Genomic DNA, 19848 nt, shown 5'->3' on the forward strand with positions numbered 1-19848 from the left:
CGGCCTTCTTTAGATATCTAAAAATATAGATTATTCTACAACAATTTTCTTAACAATTTTTTGATCTCCATCTTGAACATTTACAAGATAAATACCAGATTGCACGTTGTCTAATTGTACGTTTTGTTCAAAAACTCCTGAATTTTGATAGGCTCTGTTAAAAATCTCTCTTCCTCTCATATCGTAAACAGCAATTTTAATATCATTACTTGAATTAGAGTTGAATTTAACACTGAAAGCACCTCCATTTGGGTTTGGATACAATGAGAAGTTTTCAAAAGAAAAATTTTCATTAGCCAAAGCAACTGTTTGCGTACAAACTTCAAGCGTAATAGAGTTGATAGTTCCAGTGTTACCCGCTACTAAATCTCTAAACCCAAACTGCCAGTTTCCTGTTGCAGTATTACCATTCATAGCACTTAAAGCAGTAGTTGTTGATGGTTGATAAGTTCCAGCTGTTGGACTAGCACAAACCATGGTTGTTCCTTGTGTATCAAAAACAACATTCATATTAGCGCCACTCGCACATCCTTGATTGTACAATGTAGCCAAAGAACCACCTGGACGAACTACAGCAATATTCAAATTTTGAATGTTTGGATGCGTTGCATTAACCGTAACATTAACATCTGAAATAGTACCTGTTGTTGCAGGAACAGCAATTGATTTTACAGTATAAGAAGTTGAATTATCAGGAACAGCAAAAGCTGTAGTATAGTTGTAAGTTGTACAGGTATTGGTAATCGTATAACCAATATAGAAATTAGTAGTATTTAAAGCATAATAAATATTTCCTGTTGGTTTCACCATTAATCTACAAGTTTGAGAAGGCGTAACCGACGGAACCGTAATAGTAGCAGTTCCATTATTAGTAACTCCCGAAGCAAGTGTGTATGGGAACGTTAAACCACCATCTGTAGAAAGTAAAATATCAACATTAGCAGAACCCGCTAAAGTATTAGCAGAATTTACATTCCATGTAATTGTTTTGGTTTGACCAATTTGCCATGCTTCAACAGCATTTTGAGAAGTAACTGCGAATGGCCCAACGGTTCCACTTACCGTAACTACCATAGTAGCCGTTTGTGTTTGTCCTCCACCAGCAACATTGTCTCTTGCCGTTAATGCAAAAGTTAAGGTTCTAGCTACTGAAGAAACCGTTTCCCATGTAGTAGTTAATGTATTGTTCAAAACACTACTAAAAGCAGGTAAATATCTTACGGGTGTTGACGTAGGCGAAAAAGATCTAAAATTAGGTCCATTTGTTTTTGTTAATGATGGGAAACAAGCTGTCGCACCTACGTTAGAAGCATTAGCATCATCGTTTTCTTCCCAACAATAGCTCAACGCATTCGTTCCTGCATCCGTTCTTAAACCTGTTAATTTAAAAGGAGTACTTTTTGGAATGGTATAACTTCCTCCAGAATTAATGCTAAATACTGGATTTGTCAAAGCAGTAGTTACCGGACAGGTTTTATTCACTAAATTCAGTTGAACTTGATTGATGCTGGCATAAGCAAAATAATCGTCAGAATGTGCTTGTACGTCTGTAGAACCTGTAATACCTGCATAACCCATGATTGTAGAACCCGATCCTGGCTCAACATTTACAGTATTATTCTCTGTAGTATGAGTAAAAGTATGGTTACATCCAAATTGGTGGCCCATTTCGTGTGCTACATAATCAATATCAAATGTATCAGTTGCAGGAACACCGTCTGCTGGCGAAGTAATTCCACTTCCTTTAGAACCATTAACACAAACGCAACCAATACAACCGGCATTACCTCCTCCACCAGTAGCGCCAAACAAATGACCAATGTCATAGGTTGACTCTGTGATGGTTGCTGTTAAATTAGCTTGTAATTCTGCATTCCAGTTACCCATGTTGGCCGCATCAGAATAAGGATCAGTAGCGGCATTATAGTATATAATCGCTGCTTCATTGGTAATCATGTTCATGTGAACTGCAAAATCTTTTTCAAAAACTCCGTTCACACGAGTCATAGTAGCATTGAAAGCCGCCATAACTAAACCGATTTGTGCCGCGCTTGTTGCTCCAAAATAATTAGCATATTCACCTGTACAAGACAACGCTAATTTGAAAGTTTTTAACTGTGCTGTATTGGATAATTGTGATGCTTGAATTCGGTTAGCGCTTTCTGTAAATAAAGCAACATCCTCTGTAGAACATGTAAAAGGTAGCGATCCTTTCACTCTTGAAGAATTGTACACCGCATACACCGTTCCATCCGCAGAATATGGCTCCATAAATTCATTTCGCTTATCCGTTCTAAAAACCATGGTTTGAACACCGTTTGGCGCCACACTCATTCTTAATTGAGCATGTGCGTCATCCACTCCGATACCAATATACGCTCTAATCTCTGGAAATTGTGCTTGTAATGTTGGATCAAAATTTGAAGCCTCAAACATTTGAAAACGCTCAGTCACACCATCTGCATTAGGAATACTAATTACAACTCCACTTGCATTTCTTGAAAAACGATCTGGAGCGGAATTTAATTTTTGTCTCAATGAAGCCAAATCTAAGTGAAACAACTTAAATTCTTGAGGAAAACTTTGTCTTGCAGCAATTTTATTGATGCTGATTCCTTCTGATTTAGACACAGAAGACCATAATTTATCAGCTTGCGAATAGCCGTTAAGAGCAAACAAAGAAGATAAAAAGGTTAATAGTAATAATTTTTTCATTTTTAAATAGTTAAATAGGGAAACAAATATATAATTATTATTTTTATTAGTCAAAAAAATTAACTTTTTACAAAACAGGTAAAGAACATGTTATAATTATGTTATCAATTTATTTACCGCTGTAAATCAAAATAAATTACATTTGCAATCAAATTATTTTGCTTGAAAACGTTTTCTAAAATTTCCAATTACCCTAAAAACAAATCGGTGGTTACTATTGGCACCTTTGATGGTGTTCACATGGGGCATAAAAAAATTCTAGAAAAAGTTATTCATAGTGCTCAAGAATTGCATTGTCAAAGTGTAGTGCTTACTTTTTTCCCGCATCCGCGAATGGTTTTACAAGAAAGTTCTGAAATAAAATTGCTCAATACCATGGATGAAAAAATTTCTCTATTAGAAGAAATCGGCATTGACAACCTCATCATCCATCCATTTGACAAAGAATTTTCGAGATTAACCGCCGAAGAATTTGTTAAAGAGATTTTAGTTGACCAACTTAATGTTCAAAAAATAATTATTGGCCATGATCACCGTTTTGGAAGAAATAGAACAGCCGATATCAACGATTTAATTTCCTTCGGACTAGAATATGGCTTTGAAGTAACTCAAATTTCAGCACAAGAAATCAATGAAAATGCAGTGAGTTCAACTAAAACTAGAAATGCTATTTTAGATGGAGACATTACCTTAGCCAACGACTATTTAGGCTATTCTTATTTCTTTTCAGGCGAAGTAGTTAAAGGCAAACAATTGGGAAGAACGATAGGTTTTCCAACCGCAAACATCCACATTAAAGAAGACTACAAACTCGTTCCAAAAAACGGAGTTTATATTGTAAAAAGTAGCTTCAACAACCAACCGCTTCAAGGCATGATGAATATTGGAACCCGCCCAACCGTAAACGGTGATTCCCAAACCATTGAAGTCAACTTTTTCGATTTTAACAAAGACCTCTACAATCAAACCATGAAAATAGAAATTTTAGATTTCATTCGTGACGAAAAAAAGTTTGAATCGTTAGATGCGCTAAAAACTCAGATTCAAAAAGACAAAGTTCAAGCCCAAGAGTACTTTTTACAAAAACGATAGCTATTATCTATTGGTTTTCAGTTATTTAAAATGTTAAAATGTGCTTTAGTATTTATTTTTTTAATTAAATTTGATAGTGTTTTTTTAGATTTTAACTTAAATTCTACCATCATGAAACTATCAAATGAGATTAAAAACGGACTGCTTATTTTTTTAGGAATTGCTGCTTTATTTTTTATTCTAAAATTAATAGGCCTAGAAAAAATGAACTACTTAAGAACACTAAACATTTTTATTGTCTACTACGGAATGCGAAGAAGCTTGCAAACGAACAGTAACGAAGGAATCTTTGATTTTGGAGACAACATCTTTTCCATTATTAAAACAGCGCTAGTAGGAATCATGATGAGTATTATTGGTTTGTACGTATTTATCTACGCCAATGGCGGACAAGTTTTTCTCAACAATCTTTCCAAAGGATTTCTATTCGGTAAAGAACCAACCGTTAGTGAATATTGTTTCGGTTTGTTTTTTGAAGGTATCGCGTCAATGGTAATTCTTACTTTTATATGCATGCAATCATGGAAAGCAAAACCTTCCGTTAAAATTTAACGATATTGATTCTTGCAAAATTGTTAGTTCAAAAGTATTTCCCTACTTTTGAAGCAGTAAAATTTTGCGATAAAATGACTCAAACAAAACATAACTGGACTAAAGAAGAAATTATTGCTATCTACAACAAACCATTGATGGATTTAATGTATGAAGCGGCAACAATACACAGAGAAAACCACGACCCAAATGTGGTTCAAGTTTCTACGTTATTATCTATCAAAACCGGCGGCTGCCCAGAAGATTGTGGTTATTGCCCTCAAGCGGCTCGTTACCATACCAATGTTGAAGGCAACGATTTAATGACCGTAAGTCAAGTAAAAGCACAAGCCTTGCGAGCCAAATCTAGCGGTTCGTCTCGTGTATGTATGGGAGCAGCATGGCGTAATGTGAAGGACGGACCAGAATTTGACCAAGTTCTTGAAATGGTGCGTACTATCAATAAATTAGATATGGAAGTATGTTGTACACTCGGAATGCTTACCGAAAACCAAGCACAACGTTTGGCGGAAGCTGGTTTGTATGCCTACAACCACAACTTAGACACTTCGGAAGAATATTATAAAGAAGTAATTTCAACACGCGGATTTGAAGACCGTTTGCAAACGATTGATAACGTTCGTAAAACAAATGTTACTGTTTGTAGTGGTGGAATTATTGGTATGGGAGAATCTATTGAAGACCGCGCCGGAATGTTAGTAGCGCTTTCTACCTTAAACCCTCAACCCGAATCGGTGCCGATTAATGCCTTGGTAGCTGTAGAAGGAACACCAATGGAAAATGAAAAACCTGTAGAAATTTGGGAAATGATTCGTATGGTGGCTACCACTCGAATTATAATGCCTGAAACCCAAGTGCGCTTGTCTGCTGGTAGAACCGAAATGTCTCGTGAAGGTCAGGCGATGTGTTTCTTTGCCGGAGCGAATTCTATTTTTGCAGGTGACAAATTATTAACAACACCAAATCCGGATGTAAATGAAGACATGAAAATGTTTGAAACATTAGGATTACAACCTCAAAAACCATTCATTAAATTGATGCAACCTAAAACAGTTGAAGCAGAAGATTCACAATTTCAATCCTTAGGTGAAAAACCAAAATGGACTAGACCCGATCATAAAATTGAAAGAAACTTAGAAGCTTCGATCAAAGGAAAATAATACATACGTTACATAAAAAAGTCCCAACCTTATTCAGATTGGGACTTTTTTTATTTAGATAAAACTCACTACAACATTACTTTTCTAGTAACTGTTTCGCCATTTTCTAATGTAATTTTCACGATTAAGGCTTGTCCTTTAGCGACAACATTTGAGAAAATAATCTCATTTTCACTTACCTTTTCTTTCTTAACAATTTCTCTTCCTAAAATATCATAAACCACAACTGCTGTCATTTTTTGATAGGCAGATCGAATTGAAATTTGTTTGTCTTTTGAGGCAACTTGCACATTTGAATTGACAAGATCAAAATTGGTATTAGCCAAAGTCGAATTCGTATATTTAATCACAAAGCGATCATCAAATGTTCCTACAGCAGCCGTAAACACATAAGGTGCTTGCTTCAAATTATGAGTAATATTCAACAAACGATCTTCTAAATAAACATCTTGTTGCGAGAACAATCCGTCTACTTTTTTAATGGCAATTGTATGTGCACCTTGAGCCGTAATTCGAATTCCCATTGGAACAACATCTGTCTCTTCAAAAGGTAATGCACGCCCTTGTATGATAAAAGGTTCATTATTAATCAGTGAATACATACTTACCTCAGATCGTGCTCTAAAAACACAATCGTATAAATTGTCTTTATCCATAGTTGAATTAGAAGAATATCCCAACAATGTACGGTCCATTTGTCCCGAAGTATTGTTAATAATATCCAACCAAATTCTGTGCTTTTCTTCAACCATTCCAACGCTTGAATTAGAGTTTTTAAAGAAATCGCCATTGTTGTATGAAGCATTAGAAACACCACTTCGCATATCGTTGGTAAATGAAATCGTACTTCCTGAAGCCGCACTGTCTAGCATGTTCACCATAAATCCTTGACCAGAAGCAATTTGTCCAGCAAAGGTATCTGGCTCTGTAGAACCCAATCCGTTATACTTAATATAATCGGATGACGAATAATTGTAATTAAAATTAGCATAAAATGGATTGGTAGAAGAAGTTGGATCTAGTCCGTGTTTCCAAATCCAAACCGAACCTACAATTTTAGTTTGATTTTGCACTAAAAATTCTTCTGCATCAATAGCAGATGGATACGGATTACCCACTAAATTCCAATTGTCATCTAAAGCTGTTGTAAGAACGTTATTCGGATTGGCTAAATCAGCATCATAATCTGGTCCGGTATAATTTCCTCTATAAATTGGATACGTAAATTGTCCATTATTTGGCTTACCAACAAAGGTTGCCGGAAGTGACATTGGTGTTGACGCACCATTAGATGCTCTTGCAATATAGCCTCTTCCTTTGGTCATGGTTGCTGTAGATGGTAATACCCAGTTTCCTTGTGTCCCATTGGCATTAGCATACAAAGTATTCCACTCATAACGGTTGTTGGTTGGAATAGAAGAAATCGAGAAATTTTCTGTTGGTGCACTCCAATATATATAATCAAAATGCTTGGCTTGAGCAATACGACTTACCTGGAATTTAGTCCCTGAATAATCTCCATCATTTGTATCTACTTCATCCACTTGAATAAATTGACCATTATTGGCAATGGTTAAATCACCATTATGGGTTAGCTTTTTATTTGCACGCACATAATCATTAGAAGCAATGGTCAACGTTTTATTGGTTTTCACTTCTAAATTTCCAGAAGCAATCAAATTGTTACTTACTGAAGTATTAAAATCATTATCCAAAATCACGTTGTAAAAAGTTTCTGGATTTGCATGAACATTAGCATTGATAACTTGAGCCGAACTTCCGACAAAATCAACTGTACCATTTCCTTCTAAGAAGGCAGTGGTTCCCAAACTGTTAGTCCAATTTCCATATAACGTAATTAAACCGTCTGCCGTTGCAGTATTGCTATCGTCCATATCTAACGAACCAGAAGTATCAATAACGAGGTTTTCATGAACTTCTAATTTATTTAAAGGACTGGCTTCGATTTGTACTTTCTTTCCAGAAATGGTTAAGGTTTTACATTTAGCAACATCTAAGAATCCATCCGAATACGGTGCCGTATAATCAATAACGGCATCTCTTGCAGCCGAAGCCAAAATGGTTACATCCGTTAATTCATCTGGCACGGTCAACAAAGCCCAGTTATTACAATCAAACCAGTTAGTGCTTATGTTTCCTGTCCATTTATTAAACGGATCAGAAGCCGTGATTACAAATGGCGATGTTGCCGGACAAACTCCATAGGCGGTTGTCCAAGTTGTAGTATAATTTAAAATAGAACCTATTAAATACGGTCTGTTTCCGGTAGTATAGGTTGTAGAAGATACATTATAACTTACTTGATAAGCCGCTGGTGATAAATTGGCTTGGATAGAAGCACATAATAATTGTGGATGCTTTCTAGACCTTCTGTAATTTGCTCCTGAAACTGCCGATAAATCATCGGTAAGGTCATACCATAAGCCTCCATCTTGAATAGCTGATAAAACAGTTCCTGTGAATGTTGACCCTGTTGCAGCATAAGAAAAATTCCCTTGCATTAAAAACATCGAATCAGGATTAGACGTTGACACGTTTACCGTACCATGACTTAACAAAGTGGTTCCGTCTGAGGTTTTTCCAACTATGGTAAATGAAGTATTAGGATAGGTTGTTCCCGATGGCGAAACTGCTGTTATGGTAGAAGCTGTTCCTGCAGATACTGTTGTAATACAAAAAGTTGACGCTGCCGGAATTGGAGAACTTCCAGTATACGTAAATTCTAAATACGGCACATTTCCTGTTGGAGCTGCAGTACAATCAAACCATTTATCAGTTCTCACATTGGCTGCTGGATTTCCACCAGTTTCATACGTAGCATTGGCCCACAAAAATTTGGTTCCTGGATTTACATCTACTAAAGTCAATAATCGAATGGCATCATCAGCACCACCTGAATTATTATTATATGCGATAAGCAATAAATCTCCGGTTTTAAAAACGGTTGGCACTACATTCGCAGGAGTTACACTCACTTCTACACCACTGCTCCACTCCGAGCCATTACGCACAAAGATTTCTAAATAATACGTAACTCCATTGGTTAAACCTGTAATGTTTACAAAGTTACCACTCGAATAAAAAACAGCTTGATTGAATGCCGAGAAAACGGTATTTGGAGTATAGGCAGTTGTGGTATTTCCTGTTGGAGTAAAGGTGATTCCTGCTGTAGCCGTAACTACTACCAATACTTGATCATAACAGGCGGCTGTTGGATTTACCCATGTAGCCGAACCACTCGTGTTTCCTGCTGTTGTTGAAGCACTGGAAACGTTTGGCAATCCCATCACTTGTGTAGTTGTTGTTGCTGTTGCCGAATATACCGAAGAAGCTCCACTGTTTTTATAAGCATACAAAGCGAAGGTATAACTTAGTCCTTGCGTCAGTCCTGTAACCGTTGCTGAAGTTCCTGTTCCAATATATAAAACCCTTGAAGTAGTAGCATTGTAGGTTGGTGCTAAAGTGTAATCTAAATTATTAGGTTGAGAAGCCGCAACAATAGTAGTCACCGCGTTAGGAACTGCTCCTTGACGAACCACTAAAATATAGCCATCAAAAGTTCCAGTGGCAGGTGCTGCCCAAGTCAAAGCTTGAGTAGTATTAGTAGTACATCCTTTGGTTAAATTGGTAGGAACTGCAGGTGGAGAAGCCGAAAAAGTTTGCACACCTCCAGCAGTAGTAGACCCAACTTTAGCACCTGTTGAAACTACTAAATTAGCCGTTGTAACTGCGTTCAAAGCGATCGTATTTCCAATGACTGCTGTTGCGGAAACATCAGCAGTGATAAAAATATATCCTGTAGTACCACCCGTTATCGATTGAGTTACAAACCCAGGAAAGGTCTTTGCTCCAGCAACACCAGGAGTAGTCAACGTACTTAAGGTTGCGTCGGTAACATCTAAAATATTATCAATAGAATAACGCACTTTTAAATTAATCACATCAGCAGAAACATAGGTTCCTGAAGTTACTACGTTAGCAATACCTTGAAGATTAGTGGTAACATTAGTACTCAATTGAAATTTATGAAGTATAACATCTACCGTACCTTGTGGCACATTGGCTGCAGTAACTTGTGTCCCATTGTCGGCTAAAGTAACCACCGGACTTACTACCGATAACGTAGCCGAACCAGACGTAACATTAGCACATGGTGCGGTTCCGGTAACTACGCATTGGTATTGATATCCATTCATGGCTAAAGTAGCGCCAGTAATGGTTAACGAAGCAGTCGTAGCAGTAGAATAGACACCGCCATTAGTGATTATAGTAAACCCTGAGCCGGTATTGACATACCATTGGTAACCTGCAGCATTAGTAGCGACTACACTAAACGAAGCATTGCTTCCGTTAGAAACCGTGCTATTAACCGGTTGGGTTGTAATGGAAATGGGTTGATTTATGGTAACCGTTGTAGGTCCGACAGATGTATTAGACCAACAAGCCAAAGTAGTATCATAGGCTCTAACATAATTTGTACCACTTGCACTTACTGATAAAGCACTTGCTGCTGGATTTGCAAATGAAGTACCGTTAGCTGAAGTTTGCCAATAATTGACAAAAGTTGCCGACGAAGTTCCTGCATAGGTTAATGTAGTAGAAGAACATGCTGTTGTTGTTCCTGAGATAGTTCCCGTAGTTGCTGCTGCAGAACATAAAGAGGTTACGGAACCATATAAAGTAAAATCATCTAATCGACAAGTTCCTGTTCCTGTAGCACCTGAGTATGTAATAACAACCGTAATAGTTCCTGTTAATCCCGTAATTGATGACGAAACGTTTGTAGCACCTAACATTGCTCCAGTTGTTGGTATAGTTCCAGTACCGACATTAGTACCATTAATTGTCATACTCCAATTTTGAGCACCGGTATTACTTCTAACTCTCCAAAAATCAAATTGAGTTACAGACAATTGATATCCTGCAGCAACATTAAAAGTCAATGTCATTGTTGGTGTCCCAGATGAATTTGCCAGTGATAAACTTTGACTTGGTGCTCCTCCATTTCCAGCAAAACCTCCAAAAGCAGCTGCACTTGTAGTCCATGAAGAACTTGACAAATTTGCATCAAAAACAACAGGTGTATTTACAAACGGCTTTGTTGTAATTGCAGTTGTACCAAAATCATTTTGATAAATAACTTGCCCCCAAGAAAAAGCACTGCACATAAGTGCTATAAAAAGTATTTTAAATTTCATACAATGATGAATTATGTTTTTAAAATTAATTACTTCGATTTGGGCCTACAAAATTACAGCTAATTTGCAGGATTTCAATACTTTTGTATTATTAAATTATTAACAATTCGATCAAAAAATAATTGCTGTGGACTCTAAATCAATCAGTTCTGTAAAAGAAGTTGTACATAAGTTGGAAAACTATTGTGCGTATCAAGAACGATGTCATGTGGAAGTACACGAAAAGTTGCGCAGTTTTACCCTTTCCGAGAACGAAAGAAACCAAGTAATGGTGCATTTAATAGAGCATAATTTTTTGAATGAAGAACGATTTGCCTCCCTTTTTACCATTAGTAAATTCCACCAAAAAAAATGGGGTAAAATCAGAATCAAAAACGAACTAAAAGCCCGAAAAATCTCAGATTATTTAATTACAAAATCGCTCAAAGAAATTCCTTCTGAAGAATATTACGACACCTTTACTATTTTATCTGAAAAATTTTGGAAAACCATTTCCGAAACTAACCTTTTAAAAAAGAGGAAGAAATTTTGCGATTATATTCTTCGCAAAGGTTGGGAAAGTGATTTAGTTTACGAAAAAGTAAAAGAATTAGAAACATTATAATTTCATAATATTTCCATTTGATGAAAAAATAATTGTTATTCATTATCAAAATGGGCGTTTTATTTTTACTGAAAATGTAATAACGAAACCAATTCCAAACTGAAAACCAACCTTTAAACACCCTTTTTTGGTTTCTCAACGAGTATTTCTAAAATTTTATTAAACATCCTCTTTTGCGACCTACTTTTGCGCACTGAAATTATTATGCAAGCATATAAATAAATTATTTTTTTATATAATAATGTAAGAAAAATAATAAATATTAAATGCAAAAATGTAATTTTTAAAATAAAATTAAGTAGTTGATTTTTAATTATTTAAAATATTAAAAATATAACGAAAACGTAATAGTTAATTGTAAGAAAAAAGTATATTAAAATCAAAATTGTGTATTTAATCGGATATTTTATACATTTGGTCGATATTTTATACCGTCAAACATTTAAACTTTTTGAATTAAAAAAACCTAATTCATATGAAAAATTTGTTATTCACAAATTCAAACCTAAATCAATCCCTTTGGAAAGATGCTCTTGATTGCTTAAAAAACAAAACAATAAAAACGATAGTGTTAAGCTTTTTGTTTTTGGGATTAACACAACCTGTAAATGGGCAATGCTCACCTATTCAAGGAGATCAAACTTCATATACTTTAGATTCTTGGGTTGGTTATGTGTATTCTTATACTGATACGTCAAATCCTCCAACAAATGCATTTTTAAACTACAAAGGGTATATCAACCAATCGGAAACATTTAATTTAAACCTAGGAAATGGCTCTTTATCAGGGACTAATCTTTGTGGAACTTACAGTGATTTATTTGGAATTCGTTTCAAAATGCAAAAAAACCTTACACCAGGATATTATACTTTTACTATTGGTGGTGATGATGGGATGCGTTTAAGCATTGATGGTGGTTCAACTTTTATTATAGGAAATTGGTCTGACCACTCTTATGCGACAGCAACTTCAACAACGTTGTATTTGAGTGGTACTACTAACTTTGTATTGGAATATTATGAAAAATACGGGATTTCACAAGTTTCATTTTCCTACACAGCTTGTACAAATTTTTCGTCAGCACCAACCGGAATTAGCGGAACAACGTCACTTTGTAACGGAATCGGCGGAACTACTTTATCAGCAACTGGCGGATATGAAGCCCCTGGCGCAACCTATCAATGGGGAACCGGAAGCACTGTTGGAAGTAATATTATTGCTGGTGCGACCAATTCATCCTATTATATAAATCCGGCAACAACAACAACTTATTGGGTTAGAAGAGTGGATGGATCACCTTGTAATGTAACAACTGGTGGTGTTTCTCAAGTAATTACGGTATCTACACCGTCAACACAACCATCAACTATAAGTGGCACAACAACTATTTGTAACGGAAACAGTACTACACTAACCGCTTCAGGTGGAACAATGGGAACTGGGGCTATCTATCAATGGGGAACTGGTTATAATGCTGGTGTAAATATTATAGCAGGTGCTACTGGCGCTTCCATAACAGTTAACCCAACAACAATGACGGGATATTGGGTAAGGAGAATTGATCCTGCTCCTTGTAATACCAATACCGGACACACCACTACAACAGTAAACGTGAATGCCACTTCTACAGCACCAACTTCTATATCAGGTGCTAGTTCTAGTGCCTGTGCTGGAGCGAGTACAACATTAACTGCAACTGGAGGTACGGCGCAATCAGGTTCAACTTACCAATGGGGAACTGGATCAAGTGTAGGTTCAAATATTATTGCAGGCCAAACAGGAGTTTCTATCACGGTTAGCCCAACTACAACTACAACGTATTGGGTTAGACGTTACGACCCTTCTTGTACACTATATACTTCTGGCGTTACAACAACAATAAATATTACAACACCTCCTGGAACTCCGACAATAGCTGGAACTAACATATGGAATGCTTACGGATATTCAACTGGAGACATCACGTTAGCAACAGCTATTTACGCTGGTTATTATACTTCAAACACATTAAGTTTTGACACTCAAAACGGAACCAATAACTGGAGTAGTAGCACATCACCTTCTAGTTCTGCTGGATGGTTAGGGTGTCCAGTTCCTGTAGACAACTTTACATTTGTAGCAAAAAGGAAAGGATTCCCTTGTGGAAGCTATAATTTGTTGATGCAAAACTGGGATGATACTGCTCAATTGTATTTAAATGGAACACTTATTTGGTCAAATGGTACATGGAATGGTGGCGGAAATAGTAATTTACTTGTTGGAAATTATGCTTTAGATTCAAATTCAGAAATTGAAATACGAATTAAAGAAAATACTGGACTAGCAAATGTGAGCTTGAGTTTAGTTGATACAAACATTGCTTCTACAAATCCAACAGCAATTACTGGAACTACAGGTATTTGTAATGGTTCTTCAACAACATTAACTGCATCAGGTGGAACGTTAGGCACTACTGGTAGTTACCAATGGGGAACTGGATCTGTAGTTGGAACAAACACCATCTCCGGACAAACAGCAGTTTCAATTTCTGTAAGTCCAACAACAGACACTACGTATTGGGTGAGAAGAGTAGATACATTTTGTGGCACAATTACATCTGGAGTTACACAATTAGTAACTGTTAGTGCTCCTACAGTTGCAGGAAGTTTGACCACTAGTACTACAACTATTTGTAAAAACACAACTGCAAGTCCAATTGTATTATCAGGTAATACTGGAAATGTTATTAAATGGCAATATGCTAATGACAATGCATTTACTTCAGGTGTAACCGATATTGCTTCAACATCAACAACCTTAACAAGTGCTCAAATAGGCTCATTATCTGCAACAAGATATTTTAGAGCAGTAGTACAAAATGGTAGTTGTAGCGTTGCATACACTATTCCGATTGGAATAATTGTTCCAACAGCAATAACGTATAACGGAAGTTGGAACGGAACTCCAACTGCAACAACTCCAGTAATCATATCTAGTAATCTAACGTTGTCTGGTAATTTAAACGTGTGCTCTTGTCAGGTTACCAACACAACAATAGTCTCAGTTCCTGCAAATACTACATTGATTGTTCAAAAAGACATCACAGTAGCAGCAACGGCCAATATTGTTATTGAAGACACTGGAAGTTTAGTTCAAATAGACGACACAGCCACAAATTCTGGAAGTATAACCTATAAAAGAAATACTACACCTTTAAAACAATACGACTACACATATTGGTCTTCTCCTCTTGTTGGTCAAACTTTAAGTCAATTGGCAAGCCCATCAATCTATTATTCTTATAACCCAAATATAGCGAATTGGGCTGCAGAAAGCGCTTCAACAACAATGACTATTGGCAAAGGATATATTGCACGAGCTCCTAATAATTTAAATTATGCCACTACACAAGTACTTCATAATACTTTTAATGGTATTCCAAATAATGGTGTTATTAGTGCTCCCATTGTTAAAGTATCAGGAACAACATATAATTTAATTGGAAATCCGTATCCTTCTGCGATTGATATAGACAAATTTCTATTAGATAGCACAAATACAAGTATTGTGAACGGAACCATTTATTTATGGACGCACAATACTGCTATTTCTAACACAATTGCTGGAACAGCAATATACAATTATACACGTGATGACTACGCTAAATACAATATTACTGGTGGTGTAAAAACTGCTTCAGCGGCTGTTTCTGGAGGCATAACTCCTACTGGAAAAGTAGCTGCCGGTCAAGGATTCTTTATTGAAGCTAACCCATCTTTAGCAAATGGTAACTATCAAGCTACCTTTAAAAATAGTATGCGAGTTGCAGGAAGTAATAATCAATTCTTTAAAAATGGATCTGTAATAATTAACAGTCCGCAAACTGACCCTGTTGTAGTAAATCCAATTGAAAAAAACAGGGTTTGGTTACACGTAACTAATGCTGGAGGCGCTTATGATGAAACATTGGTAGGATACATAACTGGTGCTACTGACGAACAAGATAATTTATACGATGGTAGAACATTACCTGCTGGAAATGTAGTTTCTATTTATTCTATTTTAAATAACACTAACTTAGCTATACAAGGTAGAGCATTACCATTTAACAATACAGATGTTGTTCCTTTAGGTTTTTCTACTACTATAACTGGCGATTTTACTATTGGCATCGAAAATTTTGATGGCTTATTTAACAATGAGAATATTTATTTGTTGGATAAAACTACCAATACTTATTATGATATGAAAACGCAAAGTTTTACCTTCAATATGGCTACGGCAGGAACAATTAACGACCGTTTTGAACTGCACTATCTTAATGGTGCTTTAGCAAATAACAACTATGCTTTTGATGAAAACACTATTCAAATCATTAAAAAGGACAAACATATAGCTGTAAAAAGCGGAAATGAAACTATAAGTACTGTTGAAGTATTTGACGTTTTAGGAAAATCTATCTATTTTAAAAACAAGATTGATGCTAACGAATTTAATTCTTCCGATTTAAATTTAACATCTCAAATGCTAATTGTGAAAGTAACTTTAGATAACAGTGTAGTAATTACAAAAAAAGTTTTAATAAACTAATCTAAATAAACAAGATACCAAAACCATCAAAATGACCTTATATTTTGATGGTTTTTTTATTTAGAAAGCACTATGCTTACCGCGTTTCCACCAAATCCAACGGCATTAATTAGTACTTTACGAATAGTTTTTCTTAGAGGCTGCTTTTCAGCAAATGGCACTTGAATAAATTGTTGGTGTTGCAGCATCATAATAGCCATTTCCATATTTAACATACCCGATGCGCCAAAGGTGTGACCGACTTTCCACTTATTGGTAGTTAACATAGGAACGTTTTCTCCAAAAACTTTCTGAATCGCTTTGTATTCTGATGAATCGCCTTTTAACGTTCCTGGTGCGTGCATCACAATAGTATCGACTTCTTCCAAATTGATATTTTGCAATGCCATTTTCATGGATTTTTGAAAACAATTGGCTTCTTCCGAAATGGAAATATTGTGCTCAATATCATCAGTAGCATAACCCATTCCCTCAATGTAGGCTAGAGCATTTTTAGGCTCTCCCAATTCCAAACAAGCTACTGAAGCCGCTTCACCAAGCACCATAGAATTTTTGGTTTTGGTAAAATCAAACGCACGGCAAGGATAGGCTGATGGCTCTTTAGCATAAATTTTTAAGGCCTGCATTTGTGCCAATGTAAAAGCAGTTAATGGGGCTTCACTTCCACCAACTAAAAACTTCGTTGCCATTCCCGATTGCAACCAAGCTACAGCATTCAACACGGCATGTAAAGCGGTAGAACAGGTTATCGAATGTGATATTTCGGGACCGTTATTTTTCAAATCGTGTGCTACCCATGATGAAATATTTCCTAAAGTGGTGGTTGGCGAGGTTAAAGTTGCCGTTTTACCCGTTTCTAGAAATTCTTGATGGTGTTTTTCGAATAATTGTGTCGCACCTCGAGACGAACCAATGTTGATTCCGAAGGCGTCACCTTTGTTCCAATCGGCATTTTCTATGGCCTGACGCGACACTAAAATAGCCATTAAAACGGTTTCATCTAAAGCTTTGTATTTGATGTCCGATTTTCGTAGTGCTTCTATTTCTTGTCTTAATGCGTCTGGAATAGTTGCCACAAACTGACTTTGCCCATTAAATTCTTTGGAAGAAATTAATGTTTTATTAGAAAGATAGTTGTGCCAAACCGCTTCAGGTGAATTCCCTAAAGGCGATATGGAAGATATAGAAGTTATGGCAATCTTTTGTTTCATTGTCATTGAGAGGCACGAAGCAATCTAGTTTATTCAACCGCAAAGTTCGCAAAGTTTTTTGCAAAATTCGCAATGATTTTGGGTTTTATATTTAAACTATTTCCAAAACATTTTCAATAGTTTGATACACTTTTTGTAACTGTTCATTCGTCATTACATAAGGTGGCAAAATATAGACAATGTTTCCGACTGGACGCAAAATGATTCCGTTTTCAATAAAGAAATTGTACAGTTTATTGCGCATCGTTCCGTAATAACTTTCTTCCGAATTGGTTTTGATTTCTAGGGCAAATATCACTCCGAGTACACGAGTCGTTTTTACTTTAGAATGATTTTTGATTTTGGTTTCAAATTCCAAATGCGATTGGTGTACGCGAACAATATTAGCTTGCATGGCATCCGTTTGCAACAAATCGATACTGGCTAAAGCCGCTGCACAACCGGTTGGATTAGCCGTAAAGGTATGCCCGTGAAACAATGCTTTATTGACATCATCGTCGTAAAAACCATCGTAAATTTCCTGACAAAAAGTGGTAATCGCCATCGGAATAGCTCCGCCAGTCAGCGCTTTCGACAAGCACATCATATCGGGTTTATTCACTAAATAATCAGTTGCAAATGTTTTTCCTGTTTTACCAAAACCTGTCATCACTTCGTCAGCAATAGTAAAAACGCCATTGGCATTGCAAACAGCAATCATTTGATCTAATATTTCTGGAGCATACATCACCATTCCAGCTGCGCCTAAAACGAGCGGTTCAAAAATAAACGCAGCATGTTCGTTGGTAGCAACCAATTGTTCTAACGTTGCTAATGCGTTTGCTTCATTCCCAGCAGTTGGAATAGGCACGCGAACCACTTCGAGCAACGAATCGCGAAAGGCTTCGGTGTAAAACGAAATTCCACTTGCTGCCATAGCGCCAAAAGTGTCGCCATGAAAAGCATCTTCAAAAGCAATAATTTTAGTTCGCTTTGCGCCTTTATTATAAAAATATTGTAAAGCACCTTTAATAGCCACTTCAACAGCGGTAGACCCATTATCCGAATAAAAGACTTTCTTTTGATTGGAAGGCAAGATTTCCATCAGTTTTTCAGAAAGTAAAACTGCTTTATCATGGGTGAAACCGCCAAAAAGTACGTGTTCAAGTGTAGTTAATTGCTTGTAAATGGCATTGGCAATGACTTGATTGGAATGCCCATACGGATTAACCCACCACGACGCTATAGCATCGATGTATTCTTTACCATTTTCATCCCAAAGCAAAGCGTCTTTTCCTTTGACAATAGCTGGGTGAAATTGCGCTGTTTTATGTTGGGTATACGGATGCCAATTGCAAAGTAAATCTCTTTCGGAAAGGTTCATTTTAAATACTATTTTTAAATTGAAAGCATTCATTTTTTGATGTTGCAAAATTAACGCATAATAATCTTACTTATATAATTTAAGGATTATTATTAGACGTTAAATTTATTGATATATTTGTAAAAATTTAAAAACAAATACTTTATGAAATTAAGTTACTCTTTTTTAACATTTTTTGTGTTATTGATTGGCAATGCCTCTGTAGCGCAAAATATTTCGGCTGAAAATGTTGAATACCAAATTTTAAAATCCCCAAAAAATCCAACAGAAGAATCACACCGACAATTTAAAGTAACGGTGACTTCTCCTTATAATTTAACCGCTGACGACGTAATTGCACAATCTAAAAAAGATTTTGACGAAGAGCTAAAAAATTACGACAAAACGGTCGCAAATAGCGAAGTTGAATTTCAAAAAAAATTAAGCGATTACGATGTTGAAGTAGCCAATGCTAAAGCAAAATTTGAACTAGAATCGGCTGAGTTCAAAAAACTATCCATGTTGGAGCGTTTAACCATGACTGATCAAGGGAAAAACCCAAAACTAGTTACTCCAACTAAACCCGTATATTACAAACCAGCAAAACCAGTGTACCGCGATCCAAACTTGAACGATTACATCATTGTAAATAACAGTGTTTTGGCTACGCAAGTAAATATCAACGGATTTGTTCGTGAAGGAAATTATATTGATGTGAGCTTAGACATCCAAAAATTAAAATTTCAAGATAATGCCGGACAAACTTTTGCCAACCAACCTACCAAATTGATTGTAAAAGTGAATGGTGTTGAAAAAGTAAACACTACTTTTTTTCAAGAATTTAAGTTTGTTTCTTCTTCACCAAGTAACAACATCAATAAACCATTAACCGAAAAAAACTTCTTAAACGACGTTATCGCAACAGTAAACCAATATTTGAATGACAATTTTGGTTACCAATTATTGAAAACTTCAGTTAGACTGTTGAGCGTGAAAAACAAAGGTGGAAAATACGACGATTTAGAAAAAGCAGACATCTATGTTTCTACCAATTTAAGAAAGATGAATCCAGAAAATCCTGCTATTACTGCATCTGCCATGACAGGTATGCAAAAAGGAGTTGACATTTGGAAAAGCACCTTGACCAAAATTGATTACAAAGACAAAAAATCGGATTTCAATGCTAAAATTGCACAAATGGTGTACTTCAATTTAATGCGCTTGAGCTTGGCTTTAAACAATAAAGCGGATGCTGAAAAGTATTTGAATGAAATGCAAGAAAACATGATTTACATGAAGTTGTCTTATGATGAAGAAAATGAATTGAAACAAATTGAAAATCAGATTTACAAAACCAAATAATAGTTTTTAAACTAAAAAATC

At 36.0% G+C, this 19848-nt stretch carries 10 protein-coding genes; 6 read left to right on the forward strand and 4 right to left on the reverse strand.

Annotated features, from left to right (window positions below; genetic code table 11):
- Positions 1–30 precede the first annotated feature (30 nt).
- Complete coding sequence (locus ACODSI_RS12970) at positions 31–2715, reverse strand: zinc-dependent metalloprotease (protein WP_488917283.1); 2685 nt, start codon at positions 2713–2715, stop codon at positions 31–33.
- A 162-nt stretch (positions 2716–2877) separates the two neighbouring features.
- Between ACODSI_RS12970 and ACODSI_RS12975 the strand changes: the two genes are divergently transcribed.
- The 3 genes from ACODSI_RS12975 (at position 2878) to bioB (ending at position 5519) form a co-directional block, all read left to right on the forward strand.
- The gene (locus ACODSI_RS12975) at positions 2878–3807 is read left to right on the forward strand and encodes a bifunctional riboflavin kinase/FAD synthetase (protein ID WP_488917284.1); all 930 of its coding nucleotides are present in this window, start codon (positions 2878–2880) and stop codon (positions 3805–3807) included.
- Between the two features lie 111 nt (positions 3808–3918).
- Positions 3919–4359 carry a hypothetical protein gene (locus ACODSI_RS12980; protein WP_488917285.1) on the forward strand — a complete coding sequence of 147 codons (441 nt, stop codon included), beginning with the start codon at positions 3919–3921 and terminating at the stop codon, positions 4357–4359.
- 74 nt (positions 4360–4433) lie between these two features.
- Positions 4434–5519, forward strand: a complete 1086-nt coding sequence (gene bioB, locus ACODSI_RS12985; protein ID WP_488917286.1) for a biotin synthase BioB — start codon at positions 4434–4436, stop codon at positions 5517–5519.
- 68 nt (positions 5520–5587) lie between these two features.
- On the opposite strand, the gene ACODSI_RS12990 is transcribed toward bioB, so the two are convergent.
- Entirely contained in the window at positions 5588–10738 is a 5151-nt protein-coding gene (locus ACODSI_RS12990) for a DUF8693 domain-containing protein (protein ID WP_488917287.1), read from the reverse strand.
- A 127-nt stretch (positions 10739–10865) separates the two neighbouring features.
- Between ACODSI_RS12990 and ACODSI_RS12995 the strand changes: the two genes are divergently transcribed.
- On the forward strand, positions 10866–11342 hold the full coding sequence (locus ACODSI_RS12995; protein ID WP_488917288.1) for a regulatory protein RecX: 477 nt from the start codon (positions 10866–10868) through the stop codon (positions 11340–11342).
- Between the two features lie 475 nt (positions 11343–11817).
- Entirely contained in the window at positions 11818–15912 is a 4095-nt protein-coding gene (locus ACODSI_RS13000; protein ID WP_488917289.1) for a beta strand repeat-containing protein, read from the forward strand.
- A 56-nt stretch (positions 15913–15968) separates the two neighbouring features.
- Here the strand turns inward: ACODSI_RS13000 and ACODSI_RS13005 are convergent, their stop codons facing one another.
- Together ACODSI_RS13005 and bioA are read right to left on the reverse strand one after the other, a co-directional pair.
- A complete protein-coding gene (locus ACODSI_RS13005) occupies positions 15969–17123 on the reverse strand; it encodes a beta-ketoacyl synthase N-terminal-like domain-containing protein (protein WP_488917290.1) in 1155 nt (384 codons plus the stop codon).
- Between the two features lie 91 nt (positions 17124–17214).
- Positions 17215–18486, reverse strand: coding sequence for an adenosylmethionine--8-amino-7-oxononanoate transaminase (gene bioA / locus ACODSI_RS13010; RefSeq protein ID WP_488917291.1), 1272 nt, complete (start codon positions 18484–18486; stop codon positions 17215–17217).
- A 144-nt stretch (positions 18487–18630) separates the two neighbouring features.
- Between bioA and ACODSI_RS13015 the strand changes: the two genes are divergently transcribed.
- Positions 18631–19827, forward strand: coding sequence for a hypothetical protein (locus tag ACODSI_RS13015; protein WP_488917292.1), 1197 nt, complete (start codon positions 18631–18633; stop codon positions 19825–19827).
- Positions 19828–19848: the final 21 nt, after the last annotated feature.

Source organism: Flavobacterium sp. FG139 (assembly GCF_057809695.1).